General features: G+C 43.3%; 21 protein-coding genes and 1 tRNA gene. 19 read left to right on the top strand and 3 right to left on the bottom strand.

The window, feature by feature from the left end; translation table 11 throughout:
• The first annotated feature begins 1 nt into the window (after position 1).
• The 11 genes from F0361_RS05125 (at position 2) to scpA (ending at position 13,704) form a co-directional block, all read left to right on the top strand.
• Positions 2 to 979, top strand: a complete 978-nt coding sequence (locus F0361_RS05125; protein ID WP_154917500.1) for a TRAP transporter substrate-binding protein — start codon at positions 2 to 4, stop codon at positions 977 to 979.
• Between the two features lie 3 nt (positions 980 to 982).
• Positions 983 to 1,441 carry a TRAP transporter small permease gene (locus F0361_RS05120; RefSeq protein WP_154917499.1) on the top strand — a complete coding sequence of 153 codons (459 nt, stop codon included), beginning with the start codon at positions 983 to 985 and terminating at the stop codon, positions 1,439 to 1,441.
• A complete protein-coding gene (locus F0361_RS05115) occupies positions 1,441 to 2,736 on the top strand; it encodes a TRAP transporter large permease (RefSeq protein WP_154918498.1) in 1,296 nt (431 codons plus the stop codon). Before F0361_RS05120 ends, F0361_RS05115 begins: the two co-directional genes overlap by 1 nt.
• 6 nt (positions 2,737 to 2,742) lie before the next feature.
• Positions 2,743 to 4,188: a tagaturonate reductase gene (locus tag F0361_RS05110; protein WP_154917498.1), complete on the top strand. Its 1,446-nt coding sequence runs from the start codon at positions 2,743 to 2,745 to the stop codon at positions 4,186 to 4,188.
• Positions 4,189 to 4,193: 5 nt separating this feature from the next.
• A complete protein-coding gene (locus tag F0361_RS05105; RefSeq protein WP_154917497.1) occupies positions 4,194 to 5,807 on the top strand; it encodes a UxaA family hydrolase in 1,614 nt (537 codons plus the stop codon).
• A gap of 93 nt (positions 5,808 to 5,900) precedes the next feature.
• On the top strand, positions 5,901 to 7,448 hold the full coding sequence (locus F0361_RS05100) for an aldehyde dehydrogenase (NADP(+)) (RefSeq protein WP_154917496.1): 1,548 nt from the start codon (positions 5,901 to 5,903) through the stop codon (positions 7,446 to 7,448).
• 260 nt (positions 7,449 to 7,708) lie between these two features.
• Positions 7,709 to 8,077 carry a hypothetical protein gene (locus F0361_RS05095; RefSeq protein WP_154917495.1) on the top strand — a complete coding sequence of 123 codons (369 nt, stop codon included), beginning with the start codon at positions 7,709 to 7,711 and terminating at the stop codon, positions 8,075 to 8,077.
• A 132-nt stretch (positions 8,078 to 8,209) separates the two neighbouring features.
• Positions 8,210 to 9,232 (top strand): sensor histidine kinase, encoded by a 1,023-nt coding sequence (locus F0361_RS05090; protein ID WP_161598204.1) that lies wholly within the window; start codon positions 8,210 to 8,212, stop codon positions 9,230 to 9,232.
• Positions 9,233 to 9,325: 93 nt separating this feature from the next.
• Entirely contained in the window at positions 9,326 to 10,087 is a 762-nt protein-coding gene (locus F0361_RS05085; protein ID WP_154917494.1) for a LytR/AlgR family response regulator transcription factor, read from the top strand.
• 91 nt (positions 10,088 to 10,178) lie between these two features.
• Positions 10,179 to 11,564: a methylmalonyl-CoA mutase subunit beta gene (locus F0361_RS05080; RefSeq protein WP_154917493.1), complete on the top strand. Its 1,386-nt coding sequence runs from the start codon at positions 10,179 to 10,181 to the stop codon at positions 11,562 to 11,564.
• The gene (gene scpA, locus F0361_RS05075) at positions 11,557 to 13,704 is read left to right on the top strand and encodes a methylmalonyl-CoA mutase (protein ID WP_154917492.1); all 2,148 of its coding nucleotides are present in this window, start codon (positions 11,557 to 11,559) and stop codon (positions 13,702 to 13,704) included. The genes F0361_RS05080 and scpA overlap by 8 nt, the downstream gene beginning before the upstream one ends.
• A 68-nt stretch (positions 13,705 to 13,772) precedes the next feature.
• On the opposite strand, the gene F0361_RS05070 is transcribed toward scpA, so the two are convergent.
• Positions 13,773 to 15,014: an MFS transporter gene (locus F0361_RS05070; protein WP_154917491.1), complete on the bottom strand. Its 1,242-nt coding sequence runs from the start codon at positions 15,012 to 15,014 to the stop codon at positions 13,773 to 13,775.
• Positions 15,015 to 15,243: 229 nt separating this feature from the next.
• Here F0361_RS05070 and F0361_RS05065 point away from each other — a divergent pair, with 229 nt between their 5' ends.
• Genes F0361_RS05065 through F0361_RS05045 form a run of 5 tightly spaced genes read left to right on the top strand, consistent with a single transcriptional unit; the run spans position 15,244 to position 19,155 of the window.
• Entirely contained in the window at positions 15,244 to 15,810 is a 567-nt protein-coding gene (locus tag F0361_RS05065; RefSeq protein ID WP_154917490.1) for a RidA family protein, read from the top strand.
• Between the two features lie 9 nt (positions 15,811 to 15,819).
• Entirely contained in the window at positions 15,820 to 16,710 is an 891-nt protein-coding gene (locus F0361_RS05060; protein WP_154917489.1) for an SMP-30/gluconolactonase/LRE family protein, read from the top strand.
• 10 nt (positions 16,711 to 16,720) lie between these two features.
• The gene (locus F0361_RS05055; protein ID WP_154917488.1) at positions 16,721 to 17,566 is read left to right on the top strand and encodes a fumarylacetoacetate hydrolase family protein; all 846 of its coding nucleotides are present in this window, start codon (positions 16,721 to 16,723) and stop codon (positions 17,564 to 17,566) included.
• A 17-nt stretch (positions 17,567 to 17,583) separates the two neighbouring features.
• A complete protein-coding gene (locus tag F0361_RS05050; RefSeq protein ID WP_154917487.1) occupies positions 17,584 to 18,348 on the top strand; it encodes an SDR family NAD(P)-dependent oxidoreductase in 765 nt (254 codons plus the stop codon).
• Between the two features lie 3 nt (positions 18,349 to 18,351).
• Positions 18,352 to 19,155 carry an SDR family NAD(P)-dependent oxidoreductase gene (locus F0361_RS05045; RefSeq protein WP_154917486.1) on the top strand — a complete coding sequence of 268 codons (804 nt, stop codon included), beginning with the start codon at positions 18,352 to 18,354 and terminating at the stop codon, positions 19,153 to 19,155.
• A gap of 234 nt (positions 19,156 to 19,389) precedes the next feature.
• On the opposite strand, the gene F0361_RS05040 is transcribed toward F0361_RS05045, so the two are convergent.
• Both F0361_RS05040 and F0361_RS05035 read right to left on the bottom strand, forming a co-directional pair.
• Positions 19,390 to 19,461: transfer RNA gene (locus F0361_RS05040), tRNA-Arg, on the bottom strand.
• A gap of 54 nt (positions 19,462 to 19,515) precedes the next feature.
• A complete protein-coding gene (locus tag F0361_RS05035) occupies positions 19,516 to 20,226 on the bottom strand; it encodes a DUF4488 domain-containing protein (protein ID WP_246160808.1) in 711 nt (236 codons plus the stop codon).
• 477 nt (positions 20,227 to 20,703) lie between these two features.
• Between F0361_RS05035 and F0361_RS05030 the strand changes: the two genes are divergently transcribed.
• Genes F0361_RS05030 through F0361_RS05020 form a run of 3 tightly spaced genes read left to right on the top strand, consistent with a single transcriptional unit; the run spans position 20,704 to position 24,080 of the window.
• On the top strand, positions 20,704 to 22,155 hold the full coding sequence (locus F0361_RS05030; RefSeq protein ID WP_154917485.1) for an arginine decarboxylase: 1,452 nt from the start codon (positions 20,704 to 20,706) through the stop codon (positions 22,153 to 22,155).
• A gap of 22 nt (positions 22,156 to 22,177) precedes the next feature.
• Complete coding sequence (gene speB, locus F0361_RS05025; RefSeq protein WP_154917484.1) at positions 22,178 to 23,116, top strand: agmatinase; 939 nt, start codon at positions 22,178 to 22,180, stop codon at positions 23,114 to 23,116.
• Positions 23,103 to 24,080, top strand: a complete 978-nt coding sequence (locus tag F0361_RS05020; protein ID WP_154918496.1) for a deoxyhypusine synthase family protein — start codon at positions 23,103 to 23,105, stop codon at positions 24,078 to 24,080. The genes speB and F0361_RS05020 overlap by 14 nt, the downstream gene beginning before the upstream one ends.
• The last annotated feature ends 3 nt before the right edge of the window (positions 24,081 to 24,083 follow it).

The raw sequence follows: 24,083 nt of genomic DNA, 5'->3' as shown, positions 1-24,083 counted from the left end.
TATGAAGTTTCATCGGTTATATTATGGATTGGTCACGGCACTAGTAGTGCTTAGCTGTTCCGATGAAAATGCCGTAAAGACCTTACGTTTGGGCCATGGTCTAGATGTTAGCCATTCGGTTCACAAAGCCATGGTGTCCATGGGTGAGGATTTGGCAAAGCGTTCAGGAGGTAGGCTAAAACTAGAAATCTATCCAAGTCAGCAACTGGGTACTGAAAGGGAATGCCTGGAACTGTTGCAGATAGGAAGTTTGGATATGACCAAGGTATCCGTAGGTGTGCTTGAGAACTTTGCTCCCAAAATGAAAGTGTTGGGTTTGCCTTTTCTTTTTAGGGACAGACAGCATTCGTTTGATGTTTTGGATGGGCCTATAGGGGAAATGTTGTTGAAAGATGGGGAAAAATATTGGCTAAAAGGTTTGGGGTACTATGATGCTGGGAGTCGTAGTTTTTATACGATGAACAAGCCTATTTTAAAGCCTTCAGATTTGGAAGGGGAAAAAATTCGGGTGATGGAAAGTGCCACGGCCGTAAACATGGTCAAGGCTTTGGGCGGGTCTCCCACCCCCATTTCTTGGGGTGAGCTTTATACTTCCCTTCAACAAGGGGTGGTGGACGGTGCCGAAAACAATCCTCCAAGTTTTTATCTTTCAAGACATTATGAAGTATGTAAATACTATAGTTTGGACGAGCATACCGTATTGCCCGATGTACTCTTGATCGGAACATATGCCTGGGAAAAACTCACTGAACAGGAGCGGGAATGGTTGAATGCATCGGTTGAAAAATCCATAAAATATCAGAGAAAACTTTGGGCGGAAGCGGAGGCGGAAGCCCTTAGGGAAGTTGAAAAAGCGGGCGTTGAAATAATCAGGCCTGACAAGGCCCCTTTCGTCGAAAAGGTATCCGAGATATTTGAAAGCTATAAGGATGATGATGAAATATACCCACTTATTAAGCAAATCCAGGAAACCAATTAACACATGAGAGCGACAATAGATAGGATTTTGGGCAGAACACTGGTATTTATCATGTCCGTAATGGTCATCAACGTATTGTGGCAGGTGTTTACCCGGTTTGTAACCGGTAATCCCAGTTCCTTTACGGATGAGTTGGCGCGGTACTTAATGATATGGATCGGGGTTTTGGGAGCGGCCTATGTGTCTGGGCGAAATCTTCACGTGGCCATTGATATTCTGCCTGCCCGTTCAACCAAGCGAAGACAGAAAGTACTCAAGGCCATAGTGTATTCGTTGATTATATTGTTCGTACTGTTTGCATTTGTTATAGGTGGCTCTAGGCTGGTCTATATCTCGTATGTCCTTGGCCAACAATCCCCCGCCCTCCAATTGCCCTTAGCGGTAGTTTATATGATCATCCCCATTAGCGGTCTTTTAATAATGTACTACAAGACTTCGGATTTAAAAAAGCTATTGTCATGATGGAACATATCCCCATTCTGGTCTTGGTACTCAGCTTTATTTGTTTATTGTCCATTGGTACGCCGGTAGCTTGGAGTATCGCTATTTCATCCCTCCTAACTATGCTGGTGAGTATTCCGGTAGTTCCCGCATTGACGACGGTTTCCCAGCGCATGGCAACCGGTCTAGACAGCTTTGCCTTATTGGCCATTCCCTTTTTTATATTGTCCGGTGAGCTCATGAATAAGGGGGGTATCGCCCATAGATTGATTGCGTTTGCTAAAACCCTGGTTGGTTCCCTCCCAGGGGGGCTCGCCTTGATAAATGTGATTGCCGCCATGCTCATGGGGGCAATTGCGGGTTCGGCAATGGCCTCGGCCTCGGCCATGGGTAGTATTTTAGGACCAGAAATGGAAAAGGAAGGATACTCAAGGGAATTTGGAGCTGCGGTGAACATTACCTCCTCTACTACAGGTTTGGTCATACCCCCAAGCAATGTGTTGATCGTATATTCCTTGGCCAGTGGTGGTGCCTCTATCGCCGCCCTATTCCTGGCAGGCTATATTCCAGGGATATTGACAGGTCTATTTCTCATGATTGTCGCCTTGGTATGGGCCAAGAAGAAGAAGTATAAGGTTGGAAGGAGAAGTAGTTTTAAACAGGTTATGAAAACCTTTATTGAAGCATTGCCGAGTCTCTTTATGTTGGTCGTGGTCATTGGAGGAATTGTGACAGGTGTCTTTACGGCAACGGAAGCATCTGCAATTGCGGTGTTGTACAGTCTGATTCTTGGTTTTATTTACAAGGAAATAAGTTTTTCATCACTACCACAAATACTATTGAATTCATCCGCCACTACGGCCATTGTCATGCTGCTCATTGGTGCGTCCATGTGCATGTCCTGGGCCTTGTCCTATGAAAATATACCCCAGGATATTAGTTCGGGTCTGTTAAGTTTAAGCGATAACAAAATCGTCATCTTGTTAATCATCAACTTAATACTACTTTTTGTAGGGATATTCATGGATATGACGCCCGCCGTATTAATTTTTACGCCTATATTTTTACCGATTGTCACGAAATTGGGCTTGGACCCCGTACATTTTGGAATCATCATGGTATTGAATCTCTGCATTGGGCTTTGTACACCTCCTGTGGGTTCTGTTTTGTTTGTGGGTGTCGGTGTGGCCAAAACCACCATTGAAAAGGTTTTTAAGCCACTGCTGCCATTATTTGTAGCTATGATTATCGCCTTGTTCCTTGTAACTTACATTCCCGAATTGAGTTTGTGGTTGCCAAGCTTGTTCGATTTATAATCCAGTATGGAAAACCTTAATAGAGAATCATCTTCAAATTCCGGAGCCTTGCCCATAAAAGTGGTACAATTTGGGGAGGGTAATTTTTTACGGGCCTTTGTGGATTATGCCATTAAAATATTGAACGATACCGTAGGTTTCAATGCAGGGGTGGCCTTGGTACAGCCCATTGAAAACGGAATGGTTTCTGTGTTGAACGAACAGGATGGGTTGTACACCTTATTCACCAAAGGTATTAAGAAAGGTAAGGAGGTTCAGGAGAAGATGCTTATAGATACCATTGTAAAGGGTGTCAATCCCTATGATAATTTTGAAGAATTTCTGGAATTGGCTCGTGAGAAGGACCTCGAGTTTGTGATATCCAATACCACCGAAGCTGGGATTCGTTATGATGGGAAAGACCTATTTGATATGACCCCACCCAGTTCGTTTCCTGGAAAACTGACCTGCTTACTGTATGAGCGCTTTCATTACTTTGATGGAAATCAAGATTTTGGGCTGACGATTATTCCGTGTGAACTGATCAATTATAACGCGGACACTTTGAAAAAAGTTATCCTGCAATATATTGATCTTTGGAAGCTTTCGGGGCTATTTAAAAACTGGGTCTTGAATGCCTGCACATTTCACAATACCTTGGTAGACAGGATTGTACCGGGCTATCCAAAGGACGATATTGAGGAGTATAATCGACAATTGGAATATCATGACCGACTCATAGTCACTGCCGAAACATTTTTTCTATGGGTCATTGAAGGGGATGATAATCTGAAGAAAAGACTTCCATTTCATAAGACGCCTTTGGATGTTCGTATCGTGGAGGATATGCAGCCTTTTAGGACAAGAAAGGTGCGAATATTGAACGGTGCCCATACCGCTATGGTCCCCATGGCATTGCTATATGGCAACGAAACCGTAAAGGAAACAGTGGACGACGTGTTTACAGGGGAATTTATTCGGTCCCTAATTCTTGAGGAAGTGGTCCCAACCTTGGCCATGGACAAGCAGGAATTGGAAGTTTTTGCCGAAGAAGTTTTTGATCGCTTTAGAAATCCGTTTATTAAGCATCAATTGTCCAGTATCGCTTTAAACTCCATTTCAAAATTTAAGGTTAGGGTGCTGCCCAGTCTTTTGGAATATGTTGAAATGAAAGGAAAATTGCCGTTGAGAACGGTATTTGCCTTTGCCTGTTTGGTCAGATTTTATCAAGGGCATTGGCAAGGAAATGAAATGCCTTTGAATGATGATGAAGCTATCATCAATACGTTTAAAAATCGTTGGCAGCTTCCCTTAGAAAAAATGGTAAATGAACTACTGGGAAATACCACGTTCTGGGATACCGATTTAAATCAGGTAGACGGACTCCCTTTGGCCATGGAAGGTGCCTTGCGGTTTTTGGAGACCCATGGTGTGGAAAAAGGATATCAAGAATTTGAGGAAGGTTACAAGTAAGAACTATGCAACAACGGTTGATCAAAGTACACGAGGATGATAATGTTGGGATAGCCCTGACAAATCTTTCCGAAGGTGAAATTGTCCCTTTTCAAAATGACAATTTGCAAATTCAGAATCTTACAAATGCAAAGCATAAAATTGCACTGGAAGAATTATCAAAAGACGCTAAAATAACCATGTACGGGGTTTTGGTAGGCAAGACAACCAAGCCCATCAAAAAAGGCGGGCTCTTAACCACGGAGAACGTAAAGCATCAAAGCGAAAGCCTACAAGGACGAACGGAAAAGTATCGTTGGAACCCTCCAGATATTTCCAAATGGAAGGATAGGACATTTTTGGGCTACCACAGACCAGATGGGCAAGTTGGCACGCAGAATGTATGGCTGTTCTTTCCGTTGGTCTTTTGTGAAAACAGAAATATTCAGATTTTAAAGGATGCTTTTGAAAAGGAACTGGGCCTTGGCAAAATAAGCAGGCAACGGCAATTGCTACGGCAACTCATACAGGGCAAGCGCCCCAATGTTGACGAGGATGCCGTGCTGGGCGAGAGGACTTTTGAAAATGTCGAAGTTAAGTTTATCACACACCAAGGAGGTTGTGGAGGAACGCGCCAAGATTCGGAAATGTTGGCCAGGTTATTGGCGGGTTACATTAAAAATCCCAATGTAGCGGGAGCTACGGTCCTAAGTTTGGGATGTCAAAATTTACAGATAGGCCTCCTGAAAGATGCCTTGAAATCGTTGGATAATGACCTTCAAAAACCTGTATTGATCTACGAACAGCAACAAATGGGGACCGTTGAGGAGATGCTGAACACAATTATCCTGGAATCTTTTGAAGGAATCAAGGAGGCGAATACAATCGAAAGGAAACCGGCACCGCTTTCCAAAATAAATATGGGATTGGAATGTGGCGGTTCCGATGGTTTTTCGGGAATTTCCGCCAATCCTGCCCTGGGATATGCTTCGGATATTTTGGCCGCACTGGGAGGTTCTCCCATGCTCTCCGAATTTCCTGAACTATGTGGTGTGGAGCAGGAATTGGTAAACCGATGTGTTAGGGATGTGGATGCCGAAAGATTCATTGATTTGATGAAGGCCTATGAACAATCGGCAGAACGGGTAGGTTCTGGTTTTGATATGAACCCTTCACCGGGAAATATCAAGGACGGCTTGATTACCGATGCGATGAAATCTGCCGGAGCCGCAAAAAAAGGAGGTACCTCACCCATACAGGCGGTTTTGGATTATGGGCAATATGTGACCAGGGCCGGTCTCAATCTACTTTGCACCCCCGGGAACGATGTGGAAAGTACTACGGGTATGGTGGGATCTGGTGCCAATGTAGTTGTCTTCACGACCGGTTTGGGAACGCCCACGGGAAACCCGATCGCTCCCGTAATCAAAGTGTCCTCCAACACGGAATTGGCCAAGAAAATGCCCGATATCATCGATATCGATACAGGACCGATAATCAGGGGAGAGACTTCCATCCAACAAATGGGCGAGGAAATTTTGGAATATGTCATAAAAGTGGCAAGCGGTGAAATCACGGCAAAGGCGGATATCTTAGGACAGGATGATTTTATCCCATGGAAACGGGGAGTATCCTTATAAAAACCTAAAATCATGCTGGAATGCTGAGGTCAGCTCTAACAGTTTCGCTAATTTTAGGGGTAAATTAATGAATCCAAGGAAAAAGAATAACAAATGAGTAAAGAAACAACCTATTATCAGGCAATAAACCCTGCAACAGGAGAAAAGCTAGAAGGTGAATTCAAAAATTCCACTTGGGAAGATGTAGACCAAGCCGCTCAAAATGCAGCCAAGGCCTTTCAGGCTTACAGAAGGCTTGATAACGAGACCAAAGCTAAATTTTTGGAAACAATTGCCGATGAAATTCTTGCATTGGGTGATGCCCTGCTTGAACGTTGTAATCTAGAAACTGCTTTGCCATTGGGACGGCTTACCGGAGAACGGGGAAGAACCATGAATCAATTAAAATTGTTTGCTAGTGTAGTAAGGGAAGGTTCTTGGGTAGATGCCCGCATTGATTTGGCACAACCTAATAGGGAGCCCCTGCCCAAATCGGATATACGACATATGTTGATTCCATTGGGTCCGGTTGCGGTCTTTGGGGCAAGTAATTTTCCATTGGCATTCTCAACAGCTGGTGGTGATACGGCTTCGGCCTTGGCAGCGGGATGTCCTGTGGTATACAAAGGGCATCCGGCGCATCCAGGAACCACGGAAATGATTGCAGGTGCCATTCAAAAGGCCGTCGAAAAAATAGGGTTACCAGAGGGTGTGTTTTCCTTGGTTCAGGGAACCTCGATCGAAGTCGGTGAAAATCTGGTGAAGCATTCAGCAATAAAAGCTGTTGGTTTTACGGGATCTTACAATGGGGGTATGGCTATATTCAATTATGCAAACTCAAGGCCCATTCCAATTCCCGTTTTTTCTGAAATGGGAAGTACAAACCCCATGTTCATTTTACCGGGAGCACTTAAGGAGCGTGCGTCGCAATTGGCCCAAGGCTATTCCAATTCACTTAATATGGGCGTTGGCCAATTTTGCACCAATCCCGGTCTTAGTTTTTATCCAAAAGGGGATAAATCCAATGAATTTCTTGAGGTGTTATCAGATCAAATAAAGGCTACCGAGCCGGCAACCATGCTTACGGCTGGAATCCAATCGGCCTATAATAAAGGGTTGGAAGAACTCTCAGGAACAAAGGACTTGGAAGTTCTGGGCGAAGGAAAATCCGCAGGTGGGGGTATCGGGGTTTGTTCAAAGGTTTTCAAAACTACGATAGACACCTATTTGAAAAATAGTAAACTCTCTGAAGAAAATTTTGGTCCTTCTTCCATATTGGTTGAAGCATCAGCTAAGGAGGATCTTTTGAATGCCGCAAGAAATCTTGAAGGCCATTTAACGGCCACCGTGCACGCTACCGAGGAAGATTTGGAGGAATATGCAGAACTATTTGAAATTTTGGAGCAGAAAGTTGGGCGTGTATTGGTGAATGGTTATCCCACCGGGGTGGAGGTATGTCATTCCATGGTTCATGGAGGCCCGTTCCCCGCTACAACGGCACCAAGTTCAACGTCTGTGGGGACCAATGCCATAAAGCGATTTGTACGGCCGGTCTGTTATCAGGATTATCCGCAAAGTTTACTTCCACCGGAACTTAAAAACGACAATCCCTTGGGCGTTTGGCGTTTGGTAGATGGCGAGTTTTCCCAAAAATCGGTGTAGTTCTTTCTTTAAATTATTTGGTGCCCCTTTGAATTAAGTTTTAAAGGGGTACTTTTTTTAGTTTTTTATATTCCTTCGGGTTTACACATATCTTTTTCCGCTTGCAATTAAATAGGTGCCGTTGCTTCATTTTAACACGAAGCGGTTTCAGGTCAATTTTCAGTCACTTCACACTAAAACATCCCTTGAGGCACTACTTCTATCCTACATTTGCCCTGTAAATAATTCGTAAACAGATAAATAATTTAAAAATAGATATAATGAAAAAAGTAAGTGTTTTACTAGGGATAGGAATTTTGGGGGGTTTATTGATTTCGGCAAAAGGCGATTGCAACCTTAAAAATTTGGAGCACAATCCGCATACGACAAAATATAATCCATTTGCCGAAGGATTGCAAATTGCCATAGAGTCAGCCAACCTGGATGCCAGCGAAATCGTCGTGTTCGAGATCGAGGAGGAAGTGGATTTGGGCTTCGATACAGCAGAATACCTTCCTTTGGGTTTTAATGCCTACGACGGAATGGAATTAGCTGTTGAGGATATTGTGGTTCTTGAAGAAGATGAAGAAGTGGATTTGGGTTTTGATGTAGCCCTTTACCTCCCAAAAGATTTCAATGCATATAAGTAACAGGTGGTTGATTGTTGTTAGTTAGCACCTTTAAATAGGCCTTCATTAACTTGGAGGCCTATTCTCCATACAAGGTCCAACAACCAAAATTAATGTACTTTTAAAGCCTAAGAATCCATGCGACCAACCACTATGATAAAACCAATAAAGGCCGGACAGATAATCAAGGTTTCCTTGCTTTTGGCCATTCTTATTTCGCTTCCCAGGTCTATTTATCTATATAATATGTTTTCCGGTGGAAGTATTGACCTTTCCGGTGAGTTGGTAATGGATTTTCTGTATCGTTATATCTTCTTTGCTTTATTCTCTTATTTGATTCTACAAGTAAATACCAATTTGGTATATCAAAAGATAAAGGCAAGGCATACCGTACAATTGGTCATAGTAGTGGTGATTGATTTTCTTATTTTACTGTTGTTATTGACATTATACCATTTTATGTATTATCATGTGATGGGCGTTGATATAGATAAACGTGATTGGGGGTTTGTGAAATTCAATTACGTAGTACTTACCGTAGTCCTTTTTTTTATAGCTAGGGTATTGCGCTTGCAGACAGATCAGCAGGAAAGTAAATTGGAGAACGAACGGTTAAAACAGCAAAACCTTCAAAACGAACTTGCCGCATTAAAGAATCAGATAGACCCACATTTTCTGTTCAATTCCTTAAACTCGCTAACTTCTTTGATAAGGGACAATAAACCGGCAACACAATTTGTGAACAAACTTTCATATATGTACCGATATATCCTCCAAAGCGGAGACTCCAATTTGGTGACGGTTAAGGAGGAGTTGAAGTATTTGGAAAGTTATGCATATCTCATTGAAACGAGGTATAGAGATCGTTTCCAGTTGAATATAAAGATTGACGAGTCTTTTTTGGATAAAAAACTACCGCCTATGGCCTTACAATTGCTGGTTGAAAATGCCGTAAAGCACAATGAGATATCCGCTTCCCACCCACTTAAAGTGGACATTTTACAAAGGAACGGGTCTATTTTTGTAGAGAACATTATCAGGCCAAGGACCAATTTGGCGGATGGAACAAAGAACGGTTTGATAAATTTGAAAAAACGCTATGCTCTGCTATTAAAACAGGACTTAAGTATTCGGCAGGACAACGATATTTTCAGTGTGGAGTTACCTTTGGCATGAGAAGCATGTAGTTACATTGAGTTTTATTGTAAGCTATATACCTTCTAAGAAGGGAATGTTTAAAAAGCAAAATAATAACCAAATTTTAAACGTGTGCAAGTAATCATCGTAGAGGACGAATTGGCGGCCAGTGAAAACTTGGCCTATTTACTTAAATCCATTGATGAAACCATTGAAGTGGAACAAGTTCTGGAATCCGTGACCGATGCGGTAGAATATTTTTCCGTACCCTACAAGGCATCCCTCATTTTTATGGACATCCATCTGGCGGACGGACTTTCCTTTGAAATTTTCGAAAAAGTTAAGGTTAGTACTCCCATCATTTTTACCACGGCCTACGACCAATATGCTCTAAAAGCTTTTAAGGTGAACAGTATCGACTATCTCTTAAAGCCCATAGACGAGGTTGAACTTTTAGAAGCCATAAGAAAGTTTAAAAGTAGGACACCGGACAAGGGTATAGACAAGCAACAAATAGACAGTCTACTAAATTTGATCGGTGGTCGAGGGCAAAATTACCGGGAGACCTTTTTGGTAAGTCACCGGGATCAGCTAATTCCCTTAAAAGCGGATAGTATCGCTTATTTTAGAATCGATACGGGCATCGTTAAAGGAGTTACGGTAGATAATCAATCGTATGTAATGGACACCAAGTTGGAAGAAATCGAGGAGGGCTTGGACCCTGCAAAATTCTACCGTGTCAATAGACAGTTCATTGTAAAAAAAGATGCCTTGGAAAGCATCAAATACTACTTCAACGGAAAGCTCATTATAACCCTATCTCCCGCCTGTGATGAAAAAGTGGTGGTTAGCAAGGCCAAGGCCACGGCCTTTAAAAACTGGGTGAATACGTAATTAAAAGAGTATTTTACAGGTTGCTGTAAGCAGTCGTTTTTCCTTATTTCTTATCGTATCTTTGGGAAAGTACCATTGATATAATCCCGTAATGTCAAAAAAACAGGCAACGCCTCTTTTTAACGATTTTCCCCCGGTTTCCGCCAAAGCTTGGAAACAGAAAATTCAGTATGACCTAAAGGGAGCCGATTACAATACTGAGTTGCTATGGACTTCCCGGGAAGGAATCCATGTAAAACCTTTTTATCACAGGGAGGATCTTGAAGAAACCTTACCTGCCACGGGTACAATCACCTCATGGAAAATAGGGCAATCCATGTACGCCGGCAATGCGAAATCGGCGAACAAAAGGGCATTAAAAGGATTGGAAAATGGGGTCGAGGTGCTAGATTTTACCATTCCCGATATTGAAGTAAAGCCTGAAGCGCTTTTAAGGGATGTCGATTTGGAAAAAATTCCGGTGTCGTTCCAATTTCAATTTCTATCAGGGTCCTATATAACCTCCCTGCTCAAATCCGTAGGCAAAGGAACATCCAATCTGCAATTGAACATCGATATCATCGGGAATTTGGCCCGTACCGGAAATTGGTTCCACAACCTGAACAAAGACCATGAAGAGCTGGAAGTGCTGCTACAAACCGGGGCGGATACCATTTTGAGTATCGACACCACCTTGTATGAAAATGCCGGGGCGGATATGGTGCAGCAATTGGGATACGGACTCGCCCACGCCCATGAATATGTACAGCATTTGTATGACAAAGGCCTATTAAATAAACTGGGAAGGGTCACATTTAAGGTGTCCGTTGGGGGCAATTATTTTTTTGAGATAGCTAAGCTTAGGGCCTTGCGGCTACTCTGGAAAACGTTGATGGAAGATTACGGTCTCACGGCGGACTGCCATATCGTTGCGGAACCTTCCAAGAGGAACAAAACGTTGTATGACTACAATATGAATATGGTCCGGACTTCGGCAGAATGTATGAGCGCAATCTTAGGCGGGGCGGAGGTAGTTTTCAATCACCCTTACGATAAAATATACCATAAGGACAATGGGTTTTCAAGCCGAATTGCCCTAAACCAGTTATTGATTCTCAAGGAGGAAGCCTATTTCAATAGTGTACATAATCCTGCCGATGGTGCCTATTACATCGCATCCTTGACCGCCCAATTGGCGGAAAAGGCCTTGGAACTTTTTAAATCGGTCGAACGCGAGGGCGGTTTCCTTCGGCAATTGAAAAACGGCACCGTACAACAAAAGATTAAGGAAGCCGCCAATAAGCAACAGGCTGAATTTGATACCGGGAGGCAAGTGCTGGTAGGCACGAATAAATTTATAACCGGTTCTGATAGGATGAAAGCCGATTTGGAGCTGTACCCTTTTGTGAAAACCCGGTCCAGAAAAACCTTGACAGTACCCATAATAGAATCACGCTTGGCCGAAGCCATGGAACAAAAAAGGCTGAACGATGAGTAGAAGGAACGTACAACATATCAAACTTAAAACCGGGAATGCCACGAATGATTCCACCAATAGCTCCCAGGAGGAATTTGTGACAGCGGAAGGAATTGCCTTAAAAAAGGTGTACACGAAATGGGATTTGAGCGGATTGGAGCATCTGGATTTTGCAGCGGGTTTGCCACCTTTTTTACGAGGTCCGTATCCTACCATGTACGTCCAGAAACCTTGGACAATCAGGCAGTATGCCGGGTTTTCTACGGCCGAGGAAAGTAACGCCTTTTACAGAAGAAATCTGGAGGCAGGACAAAAGGGTCTGTCGGTCGCCTTTGACCTTCCCACCCATCGGGGCTATGATAGCGACCATGAACGCGTTGTGGGCGATGTTGGCAAGGCTGGGGTTGCTATCGATTCCGTGGAGGATATGAAGATTTTGTTCGATGGCATTCCGCTGGATAAAATGTCGGTTTCTATGACTATGAACGGGGCGGTAATCCCAATCATGGCCTTTTACATTGTTGCCGCTGAGGAACAGGGCGTATCCAAAGAGCAATTATCGGGAACCATCCAAAACGATATTCTTAAGGAATTCATGGTGAGGAATACCTATATCTATCCCCCCGGGCCTTCTATGCGTTTGGTCGCCGATATTTTTGAATACACAAGTAAGTTTATGCCCAAGTTCAATAGCATCAGTATTTCCGGGTACCACATGCACGAGGCCGGTGCTCCGGCCCAAATGGAATTGGCCTATACCTTGGCCGATGGCTTGGAATATATACGAACAGGTCTTGAAGCCGGACTCAAAATCGATGATTTCGCACCAAGGCTTTCCTTTTTCTGGGGGATCGGGATGAACCATTTTATGGAAATCGCCAAGTTACGTGCGGGTCGCATGTTATGGGCAAAATTGGTACAAAAGTTTGGTCCGCAGCAGGTGAAGTCCCTCATGCTACGCACTCACTGCCAGACAAGCGGTTGGAGCTTAACGGAACAGGACCCCTTTAATAACGTGGCGCGAACCACCATCGAGGCAATGGCAGCGGTCTTTGGTGGGACACAAAGTTTACATACCAATGGCCTGGACGAGGCCATTGCCTTACCCACCGATTTTTCGGCACGGATTGCACGTGAGACCCAATTATTTCTTCAGGAGGAAACTAAAATTACGAAAACGGTGGATCCGTGGGCCGGCAGCTATTATCTGGAAACCCTAACCCATGAATTGGCACAAAGGGCCTGGGACCTCATAACAGAGGTGGAGGAATTAGGTGGAATGACAAAGGCCATAGAGGCAGGAATCCCCAAAATGCGCATTGAGGAGGCAGCGGCCAAAAAACAGGCCCGATTGGACAGTGGAACCGATGTACTTGTAGGGGTTAACAAATACCAATTGAAACAAGAAGATGTCCTGAGTATTTTGGAGGTGGATAATGAGAAGGTTCGGGAGCAACAGCTATCCCGACTCGCAACCATCAAGAAAAATCGGGATGAAACAGCAGTAATGCGACTTTTAGATCAACTTACAAAAGGGGCAAAGGATTCACTTGAAGAAAACAAACAGCGTGATAATTTATTAGCTTTAGCAGTCGAAGCAGCTAGGGCCAGGGCGACTTTGGGCGAAATCAGCACGTCGCTTGAAAGGGCCTATGGTAGGCATACGGCAAAAACCAATACGATTACAGGCGTGTATTCCAAGGAAATCAAACAGGACGAAAGTTTTAAAAGGGCGATTCAGCTAGCCGACGAATTGGCGGAAAAGGAAGGCCGAAGGCCACGAATTATGGTTGCCAAAATGGGTCAGGACGGACACGATCGTGGGGCCAAGGTGGTGGCCACCGCCTATGCCGATTTGGGATTTGACGTGGATATTGGCCCTTTGTTCCAAACACCGGGAGAGGTCGCCAAACAGGCCGTAGAGAACGATGTACATATTTTGGGGATTTCCTCCTTAACGGCCGGACACAAAACCTTGGTCCCTGCCGTTATCGAAGAACTTAAAGCCTATGGCAGGGCCGATATTCTTGTTATTGTTGGGGGCGTAATCCCCAAACAGGACTATGCATTCTTAAAGGAAAAAGGAGTTACTGCCATTTATGGGCCGGGAACTAAAATAAGTGATGCCGCCCTAGAGATATTAGAGATACTATTGCAATAGAATCCGTTCAGGGGCAATAAAAAAAGGGACCTTGTACGGGATCCCTTTTTTATGGTATTGTTTCTATATTAAGCCGTGGCTACTTCACCAGATGATTTTTTGTTTTTCATCCAAAAATATAGGATAATGAACATCACAACGGCCAATGCAGGAAAAATGGTTATAGTGCGCATGGTTTCCTGTCCTGCTACCAATTCCAATTCATCACCAGTGAGTCCGGTGGCGGCTACTTTTTCTAAATCGGAATCAATCCACATTCCCGTAATGGGTTGAAAGATTGTTTGGGAAAACATTCCCACGGCTCCTATAATGGACATACCCAAAGCGCCGCTTTTTGGGATTTTATCGGCTACAAAACCTATCATGTTAGGCCAGAAATAGGCAACGCCCAAGGCAAAAAAGATAGCGGCTACATAAGCCATGGCTCCAGTTTGGGTACTAAATAGATATACACCTATCGTAGCTAAAACAGCAGACCCTAGCAATACCCCGGTTTGGTCGAATTTTTTGACCATATCACCACCAAAATATCGGGCAACGGCCATAATACCCGTAACCAAGGCTAGAATCAACATAGGCTGGGCACCACTTTTTGCCAGTATGATACTGGACCACTGTTGTGGAATGAATTCTGAGGCGGCGGTCAGTGCCATACAGGCGATCATGAAAATAAAAAGCGGAGAAATCATTGCTTTTAGGTTACCACTCAAGGTAGCACCTTCCTCCACCTTGGCTTTTGGCCAAGTTTGTCCTAAGAATAGATATCCGTAAATAAGTGTTGGGATAACGATAACCCAAATTTGGGATTCCCAACTCAATCCGGCATCCGTCATAAATTTTGAAATCAAACTACCTATTACAATGCCCCCGGGAAACCACATGTGGAACCTGTTCATCATGGTGCTCATTCTTGTACCCTGATAGGCATCTGCAATCATTGGATTACAAGCGGCCTCGGTACAACCATTGCCAAGTCCAATAAGCAGGGTAGAAATCAATAGACCTGTGTAACTACCGGAATAGATGGTTAGGATAATTCCTAAGGCGTGGGCAAAAAAGGCAAAATTCATAATGGCCTTTCCTCCAACCTTATGGTAAATCAATCCTCCAATTACCATAGATATTGGAAATCCTAAAAACCACATGGAGTTAATAAATCCTAATTGTTCTGCGGAAAGGCTCAGTTCCTCTCCCAATTGCGGTAAAATACCAGCCCTGATACTAAAGGAAAAGGCTGTTGTAATCAAAGCGAAACAACTTGCATAGAACAATCTGTTCGCATTTACGTTTGAAGTTGCTGTTGAACTCATATTAGTTGGTTTTGTTAATTTGTTTTTTGGTTAGCATGCTAAGCTAAGAAAAATGCGATAATTTCCCCTATTTTTTAAGAAAATCATAGTTTAAGTGTTTGCTTATACACGATAATGAGGTTTTGGAAATGTTTGCATGATTTTTAAGTAGTTGTAAAACAGACCGTTTTCCTATTTGTAAACTACCCTGTTTAAGACTACCTTGGAGGAAAAATGATACAGTGACATCATGATACTTAGAAAGACATTACCACTTATTGCATTATGCATCGTTTTAAGTTGCAAGAATGAACCGCCCAAAGAGGCCCTAGAAAAGGTGACCATGGATGAGGATTACGACCCTGAAGCAAATCTGTCGGCTTTGCGAATCGAACTAAGGCCAATAGGTTCACCCGTGGCGAACTATGTACACGCCGTACGAACGGGCAACTTACTTTTTTTAGCTGGAAAAGGCCCTAGACAAGCCAATGGTGAGAACGTGGTTGGAAAATTAGGCTTGGATTTAACCGTGGAAGAAGGATATAATGCGGCCAGGGAGGCGGGCATCAACCAGTTATCCGTCCTAAAGGAGGAGTTGGGCGATCTGCGCAAGGTGAAACGCATTGTAAATGTTAAAGGCATGGTGAATGCCATCCCGGAGTTCACGGACCAATCCAAGGTCATCAATGGATATTCAGATTTGATGGTCGCGGTTTTCGGTGAAAAGGGAAAGCATTCACGGGCCGCCGTGGGTATGGGATCCTTGCCTGGAAACATGGCCGTAGAGGTTGAAATGGTCGTAGAGGTTTATGAATAAAGAATTTTAATGAATGCCATTAGACCCATGGAAATAGCAACGGTACATCCACATAAAAGCGAATTGGGGGAAGGTCCCTTTTGGGATGCCCATAAAAAGGCCATTTGTTGGGTGGATATTTTGAATGGGCATCTTCATGAATATGTGGTACATGCGGATGCGTACAGGCGATATGAGATCGGTAAAATGATAGGGTGCGCCGCAGTTTGTAAGGACCAAAATTTTATTTTGGCCTCTACGGGAGGCATCGGATTTTTGAATAGGGATTCCGGATTGATAACCTATGTGGACCACCCTGAAAAAGATATACAAGGAAATAGGTTCAACGATGGTGCCTGTGACCCCGCCGGAAGATTTTGGGTCGGCAGTATGGCCCTTTCAGAGGAAACGGGAGCCGGTTCGGTCTATATGTTCGAGAACGGGATTAGTAGTAAAAAGATTGAAAACAGCACTATCTCAAATGGTATGGCTTGGAATGCGGATCATACCCTTTTTTATTTTATAGATACGCCTACGGGGAGTGTCGTAGCGTATGATTTTGAGGTTAAAATGGGCATGATATCTAATAAAAGGGTGGTTATTTCAATAGATGAAAAAGAGGGGTTTCCAGACGGGATGACCATCGATTCCGAGGGTATGCTCTGGATTGCCCACTGGGGCGGATGGCAAGTGACCCGTTGGAACCCGCAAAATGGTGAATTGTTAACCCGGATCAAACTACCCGTGGCGAAAATCACCTCGTGTACCTTTGGAGGTGAGGACTTAAAAGATTTGTATGTGACCTCCGCAAAAGTGGATCTGACCGAGGAAGAATTGAAAAAGCAACCTTTGGCGGGTTCCTTATTTGTAATTCGAAACGGTGGGTACCAAGGTGTGCCCGGATTTTTATATAAGAACTAAATTATTCATAATGAGACTAATAAGATTTGGAAAACAAGGAGTTGAGAAACCGGGAGTGCTGGATGAAAAAGGTATCAGAAGGGACCTTTCCAATGAGTTTACGGATTGGAACAGAGCCTTTTTTCAGAGTGGGGGACTTCAAAAATTGGGAACTTTGGATATATCCAAGTTACCGGAAGTGGATTCCAAGGAACGTTTGGGATCCTGTGTTTCGCGTCCTGGGAAGGTGATTTGCATCGGTCTAAATTATTCGGATCATGCGGCCGAATCAGGTATGGCCATTCCCGAAGAGCCCATCATCTTTCAAAAAGGAGCGAACACCGTAGTAGGCCCCAACGACGACATCCTCATCCCACGAAACAGCCAAAAAACCGATTGGGAGGTGGAACTGGGCATCGTAATTGGGAAGGATGCAAGATATCTCGATTCCGTGGAAGAGGCCAAGGAATACATCGCGGGGTATTGTATTTCCCATGATATATCGGAGAGAGCCTTTCAACTGGAAAAGGGAGGGCAGTGGACCAAGGGCAAGTCCTGTGACAACTTTAATCCCTTGGGTCCTTTTTTGGCCACCCCAGATGAATTAGACGATGTACATAACCTACGAATGCAGCTTTGGGTCAATGGGGTTAAAATGCAGGATGGAAATACCAAGACGATGATTTTTGATTGCTATTATGTGGTGCATTATCTGTCCCAATTTATGACGTTGGAAGCTGGTGATGTCATCTCTACGGGAACGCCACCTGGCGTAGGTTTGGGTATGAAACCTCCCATATACTTAAAGGCCGGGGATGAGGTAGCCCTGGAAATCGAAGGTTTGGGCCGGCAAGAACAAAAATGTAGTAATGCCTAAATATAGCGATATTTAATATGTTTAGTTTAAAAGGAAAAATTGCCGTCATCACCGGAGCTGGCAGCGGAATTGGAAGGGCCATTGCCGTTGTCTTGGCGGAGCAAGGTGCCGTAGTACATATTTTGGAGGTCGATGAAAAAGCGGCCAACGAAACCTTGAAAACGGTCATTGAAAATGGGGGTAAGGGCTATTTCCATTGGTGTGATGTTAGCAATCAATTAGCCGTTGTAGAAATCTTTAATAGAATTGACAGAGTTGATATCTTGATCAATAATGCCGGGGTCGCCCACATTGGTACGGCTGAAAGTACTTCGGAAGCTGAATTTGACCGAATCTATCGAATCAATATAAAAGGCGTATATAATTGTCTTCATGCATGTATTCCTTTAATGAAAAAACATGGCGGCGGACGTATTTTGAACATGGCAAGCATTGCTGCATCCCTAGGAATATCAGATAGGTTTGCCTATTCCATGTCCAAGGCTGCGGTATTGAATATGACCTTAACCGTTGCCAAGGATTTTATAAACGACAATATTACTTGTAACTCCATTTCGCCTGCCCGGGTACACACCCCTTTTGTGGATGGATTTATCGCCAAAAACTTCCCCGATAATCAAGAGGAGATGTTTGAGAAATTATCAAAAACGCAGCCCATTGGCAGAATGGCCAAACCTGAAGAAATTGCCGCTTTGGCAGTATATTTATGTAGTGATGAGGCGCAATTTATTACGGGTACGGACTATCCCATCGATGGTGGGTTCATTAAATTGAACGGTTAAGCAATGAGACTAAAAAATAAGATTGCATTGGTAACGGGTGCCGGTAAGGGCATAGGGAAGGAAATCGCTTTAGGCTACGCTGCGGAAGGGGCTACCGTAATCATCAATGATTTACCTGGGATGGATTATGCTAAGCAAGTAGTAGGAAGTATTGTTAAAATGGGCGGTAAAGCCGAGTTGTACGAAGGGGACATGTCCAAGGTTGCGGAGATTCGGAAAATGTTCGCCTATATTCGTCAGGAGTATGGCCAATTGGATATTTTGGTCAACAATGCCGGAATTACTGGTTGGAGCGATTTTTTTGATACCGATGAAGCCTTGTTCGACAAGGTAATCGGCCTGAATATAAAGGGAACCCTGTTTTGTTCCATTGAAGCGGCACGCCTCATGAAGGAAAATGGAAAGGGCGGTAGTATCATCAATATATCCTCCATCTGTTCCGTACTCAGTGTGAAGAACCTCATCTGTTATTCCACCAGTAAGGGAGGCATAGAGGCCATGAGCAAACAAATGGCGGTGGAATTGGCTCCGTTTAAAATTAGGGTGAATACCTTTGGACCGGGCCCAATAAACACGGAACGGAACTTGAATGAGGATCCGGAGTATAAAGAAAATTGGGGTCGGGTGGTACCCATGCAAAGGACCGGAGAACCGGAGGAAATGATTGGGCCGGCTATATTCTTAGCTTCTGATGAGTCCAGTTATGTGACAGGCCAATTGTTCTACGTAGATGGCGGCTGGAGCGTACAGGGGAAATTTGCGGAGGATAGTATGGATAGCCAGTTGAAGAATAGTGGGGCAAAATAACAAAACCTAATAATTCAACTATTAAACGCAAACAAAAAAAGGAGAAATAGGATTCCCACTTTTTGTTTAAAGTAGCCTCGACAAGAGATAACCGCGTTTTTCTTTTGTGTCTCATGTTGAAAATGCATATAGAAAGCTAACGCTTTACAAATTTCAACAAAAAAAGGACCAGCAAGCTGTCCTTTTTTTATTTTCGTATGTAACACCTTCGGTGAATCTATATGCATTTATTTGTAGCCTCGGCAAGAATCGAACTTGCATCTAAAGTTTAGGAAACTTCTATTCTATCCATTGAACTACGAGGCCAAATAGGCTGGCAAAAATAGGGTTTTTTGTGGATTTTAAGCAAAAGGAATTACATCAATTTCTTCTGGACCATATTTCATACATGGGTTCCCCCCTGCTATTATTGCCGGTATGATGCCAATCGTCACCTTTGATTTCGTAGTTGAATTCTAGACGGGCACCTACCCGATCGTTATCACGGGAGAAAAACTCGATGTTCTCCGTATAGACCCCGTCCACCGAAGTAAAACTGCCGCCCCCAGTTCCAGAAAAGGCCATGGTCTCTGTTTGGTAGGCAATCCATTGAAACCGACCGTCCATCAGGAATTTTAAGGTTTTCCTTGGGTTTTCATCGCCCCGGCGTTCTTGGCCCGTATCGGGACCACGCGTAGCAAACAGCCATTGCCCGTCCAGGGCTTGGTTCAAGGATTCTTTTTTTTCGAAGGTTATGGCATCCTCCATGTGTATTATGATCTTATCTCCATCCATGGAAAAAGGCATTTCCAATGCCCTGATTCCGTCCTTTTCAAAATCCGAATTGAACTCGAGCTGTACTTTTAGCATCTTTTCATCCGCAGTATAAAACCCACCTACCGTTTTTATAAATTCGGCCGGGTCCAATTTGTATACCGAATAGGTCAGATAACCCTTGTTGATTTTAAGTTCGTGCTGCGTATTATCATGATCGGAAAGATAGACACCGGCCGCAATTTGGGCATTTGCCATGGATATCAGCAAGGCCATTACCACAAAAGGTAGTATTCGTATTATTTTAAGATGTTTCATTTCCATGGATATATTGATTAATATTCTTGGTAAGATACTGAATATAAATATTTTGTAAATTTAAAAAAATCATAAACCCGACTCTGTTGAACAATTATTGGTCCTTGAACGTATTTTGTTTGAAAACGGTTGTTTTTTCAATTTTTTTGTTTTCATTTGTGCCCTAAAATATGAGGTTAACTCAATGTAAGGCCATGGTCTTTAGCTGAACATAATGCAATTTGTTTCTATGTTCGGGTTTTTGGGAATTAGGAAGTCAAACCCAAAAATGGCTTATAAGATAAGCAACCGAATTTTAAAGCTAACTTCCGAATGTAACTCCTCGATCGTGCAGAGTCAGCACATCTATTTTTTCATTCCCACCACCCAAAAACAAATTCTTATTTGATTTGAAAATACATCATGTTTTCTTAACATGATATGAGCACATTTTATTAATTATTAAACCGTATTTTCAAACATCAAATATTTTTTTACATGAATACCAAGTATATTGATCTTATCGATCAGACCTATTTTTTCCCCCAAGAGGAATTTACATTAGACGGTGACCACTTGAAGTTTCACAATATTCCCCTAAACGAATTGGTCGAGGAATATGGTAGCCCTTTGAAGTTTACCTACCTACCCAAAATATCCGAGAATATTGCGCGTGCAAAGAACTGGTTCGTAAATGCCATCAAAAAGAACGATTACAAGGGTAAGTACCATTATTGCTATTGCACCAAAAGTTCACACTTTCAACATGTAATGCATGAGGCCTTAAAGAACGATATTCACATTGAGACCTCTTCAGCCTTTGACATCAACATTGTTGAACAGTTGAAAAAGGACGGCAAACTTAAGGACGACGCCTATGTCATCTGTAACGGGTTCAAACGCGAGCAGTATATCGATAACATTGCCCGGTTGATAAATAATGGCCATGACAACTGTATCCCGATCATCGATAATTATGAGGAAATAGAACTTCTTTCGGATAGTATTAATGATACGTTCAAAGTTGGTATCCGTATTGCATCGGAGGAGGAGCCCAAATTTGAATTTTATACATCCAGATTGGGCATCGGCTATAAAAATATAGTGCCGTTCTACGAAAACCAGATAAAGGACAACGATAAAGTGGAGCTTAAGATGCTACATTTTTTCATCAATACCGGTATCAGGGACAATGCCTACTATTGGAACGAATTGGTAAAGTGTCTAAAGGTGTACGTGCGACTTAAGAAAATCTGCCCTTCTTTGGACAGCCTGAATATTGGTGGCGGATTTCCAATAAAGAACTCTCTGGCCTTCGAATACGATTATCAATATATGGTGGATGAGATCTTGAACCAGATCAATATTGCCTGTGCAGAAGCCGATGTACCCGTTCCCAATATTTTTACCGAATTCGGGAGCTTTACCGTGGGTGAAAGCGGTGGTGCCATTTATGAGATCCTCTACCAAAAACAGCAGAACGACCGTGAGAAATGGAATATGATTGATTCCTCCTTCATCACTACCCTGCCAGATACTTGGGCCATTAACAAACGATTTATAATGCTGCCCATAAACCGGTGGAACGATGAGTACGAAAGGGTCTTGCTGGGAGGCCTTACCTGTGATAGCGATGACTACTACAATAGTGAGCAGAATATGAACGCCATCTATCTCCCAAAGTACAAACGTGATAAACCTTTGTACATTGGGTTTTTTAATACCGGTGCCTATCAGGAGACCATTGGGGGCTTTGGCGGTCTGCAGCACTGTTTGATCCCACAGCCCAAACATATCTTGATCGATAAGGACGCGAATGGTGAACTGGTAACTACCCTGTATAGTCCACAACAGACCGCTGAGGATCTTTTGGAAATTTTAGGATATGGGGACTATCAAAAAGCAAAAAAGAAAAAATCCGCAAAGGCGGAAAAACAACTTTCAAATTAATTAGTTCTAATTTTTAAATAAGATGACTACATCAAAGAATTATGCAGGTATACCTGACAAATTCGCACAGCTGGAAACCGCAAAGGTTATTTTGATTCCTGTGCCTTACGAGGGCACTACGACTTGGGGCAAGGGAACGGTCAACGGACCCAAGGCCTTTTTGGAAGCCTCCGAGAATATGGAGCGCTATGATATTGAGACCGATACCGAGGTGTACGAACAAGGTATTTACTTGGCCGATGCCATTGCCGGACACACCTCTCCAGAGGCCATGGTAAACGAAGTCCACAAAGTAACCAAGGACTATATAAAGCGAAATAAATTTGTAACACTGGTAGGCGGGGAGCATTCCATCTCCATTGGTACGATCCGCGCCTTTAACGAGTGCTTTGACGACCTTACCGTGCTACACATAGATGCACATGCAGATTTGAGGGATTCCTATGCCGGTAGTAAATACAATCACGCCTGTGCTGTCCATGAGGCCAGTCAGACTACCAATTTGGTGCAAGTAGGGATTCGTTCCATGGATGCCATTGAAAAGACCTTGATCGATGCGGACAAGACATTTTTCGCGCATGAGATGGTGGCCGATGAATATTGGATGGACAAGGTCATTGAGGCCATGACGGACAATGTATTCATTACCTTTGACCTGGACGCTTTGGATCCTTCGATTATGCCATCTACGGGAACACCGGAACCTGGGGGGCTTTTATGGTACGAGACCTTGGAGTTCTTAAAACAGGTTTTTGAGGAGAAAAACGTGGTAGGCTTTGATCTGGTGGAACTTTGCCCTAATCCTTCCGCAAAATCCTCGGATTTTGTGGCCGCAAAGTTGTATTATAAGATGTTGAGTTATAAGTTTATGGGCCAGGACGCTGATGAGGAGTACGACAATACCTATGATGTGGACTATAAATCGAACAACAGTTTAAAATTTAATGATGACGAAGAATAAGGGAGCTATCTCCAATTTTATTGAAAAATACTATTTACACTTCAATGCCGCAGCTTTGGTGGATGCCGCCAAGGGCTACGAGGAGCAACTGAACAAGGGTGCCAAAATGTTGGTTTCCTTGGCCGGGGCCATGAGTACCGCGGAGCTGGGTAAGATTTTCGCGGAAATGATTCGTCAGGACAAGGTTCAGATAATTTCTTGTACCGGAGCCAATTTAGAAGAGGATATCATGAACTTGGTAGCACACTCGCACTATAAGCGTGTGCCAAATTATAGAGATCTTACGCCGCAGCAGGAATGGGATTTATTGGAAAAGGGACTGAATAGGGTAACGGATACGTGTATTCCAGAGGAAGAAGCCTTCCGTAGGTTGCAAAAGCATATTTTTAAGATCTGGAAGGATGCCGATGATAAGGGAGAACGCTACTTGCCCCATGAATTTATGTACAAAATGTTGCTCTCGGGTGTTTTGGAGGAATATTATGAAATAGATTTGAAGGACTCGTGGATGTACGCTGCAGCGGAGAAAAACTTGCCAATTATCTGCCCAGGTTGGGAGGACAGTACTATGGGCAATATATTTGCATCGTATGTACTTAAGGGAGAGCTGAAGGCCAGCACCATGAAATCCGGTATCGAGTATATGACTTTTTTGGCAGACTGGTATACCGATAATTCCGAAAACGGAATTGGGTTTTTTCAGATAGGAGGTGGTATTGCGGGGGATTTCCCAATTTGTGTTGTGCCCATGCTGTATCAGGATATGGAACGCACGGATACCCCTTTCTGGAGCTATTTTTGCCAGATTAGCGACAGTACCACAAGCTACGGTTCCTATTCAGGTGCCGTACCCAATGAAAAGATTACCTGGGGCAAGTTGGATATAGACACCCCAAAATTTATTATAGAAAGTGATGCGACCATTGTTGCACCTTTAATTTTTGCTTATCTTTTGGACTATTAATTA

It is taken from the genome of Maribacter flavus, from assembly GCF_008386635.1.
Classification (GTDB): Bacteria; Bacteroidota; Bacteroidia; order Flavobacteriales; family Flavobacteriaceae; genus Maribacter; species Maribacter flavus.
This window is presented reverse-complemented; position numbering and strand designations above follow the sequence as displayed.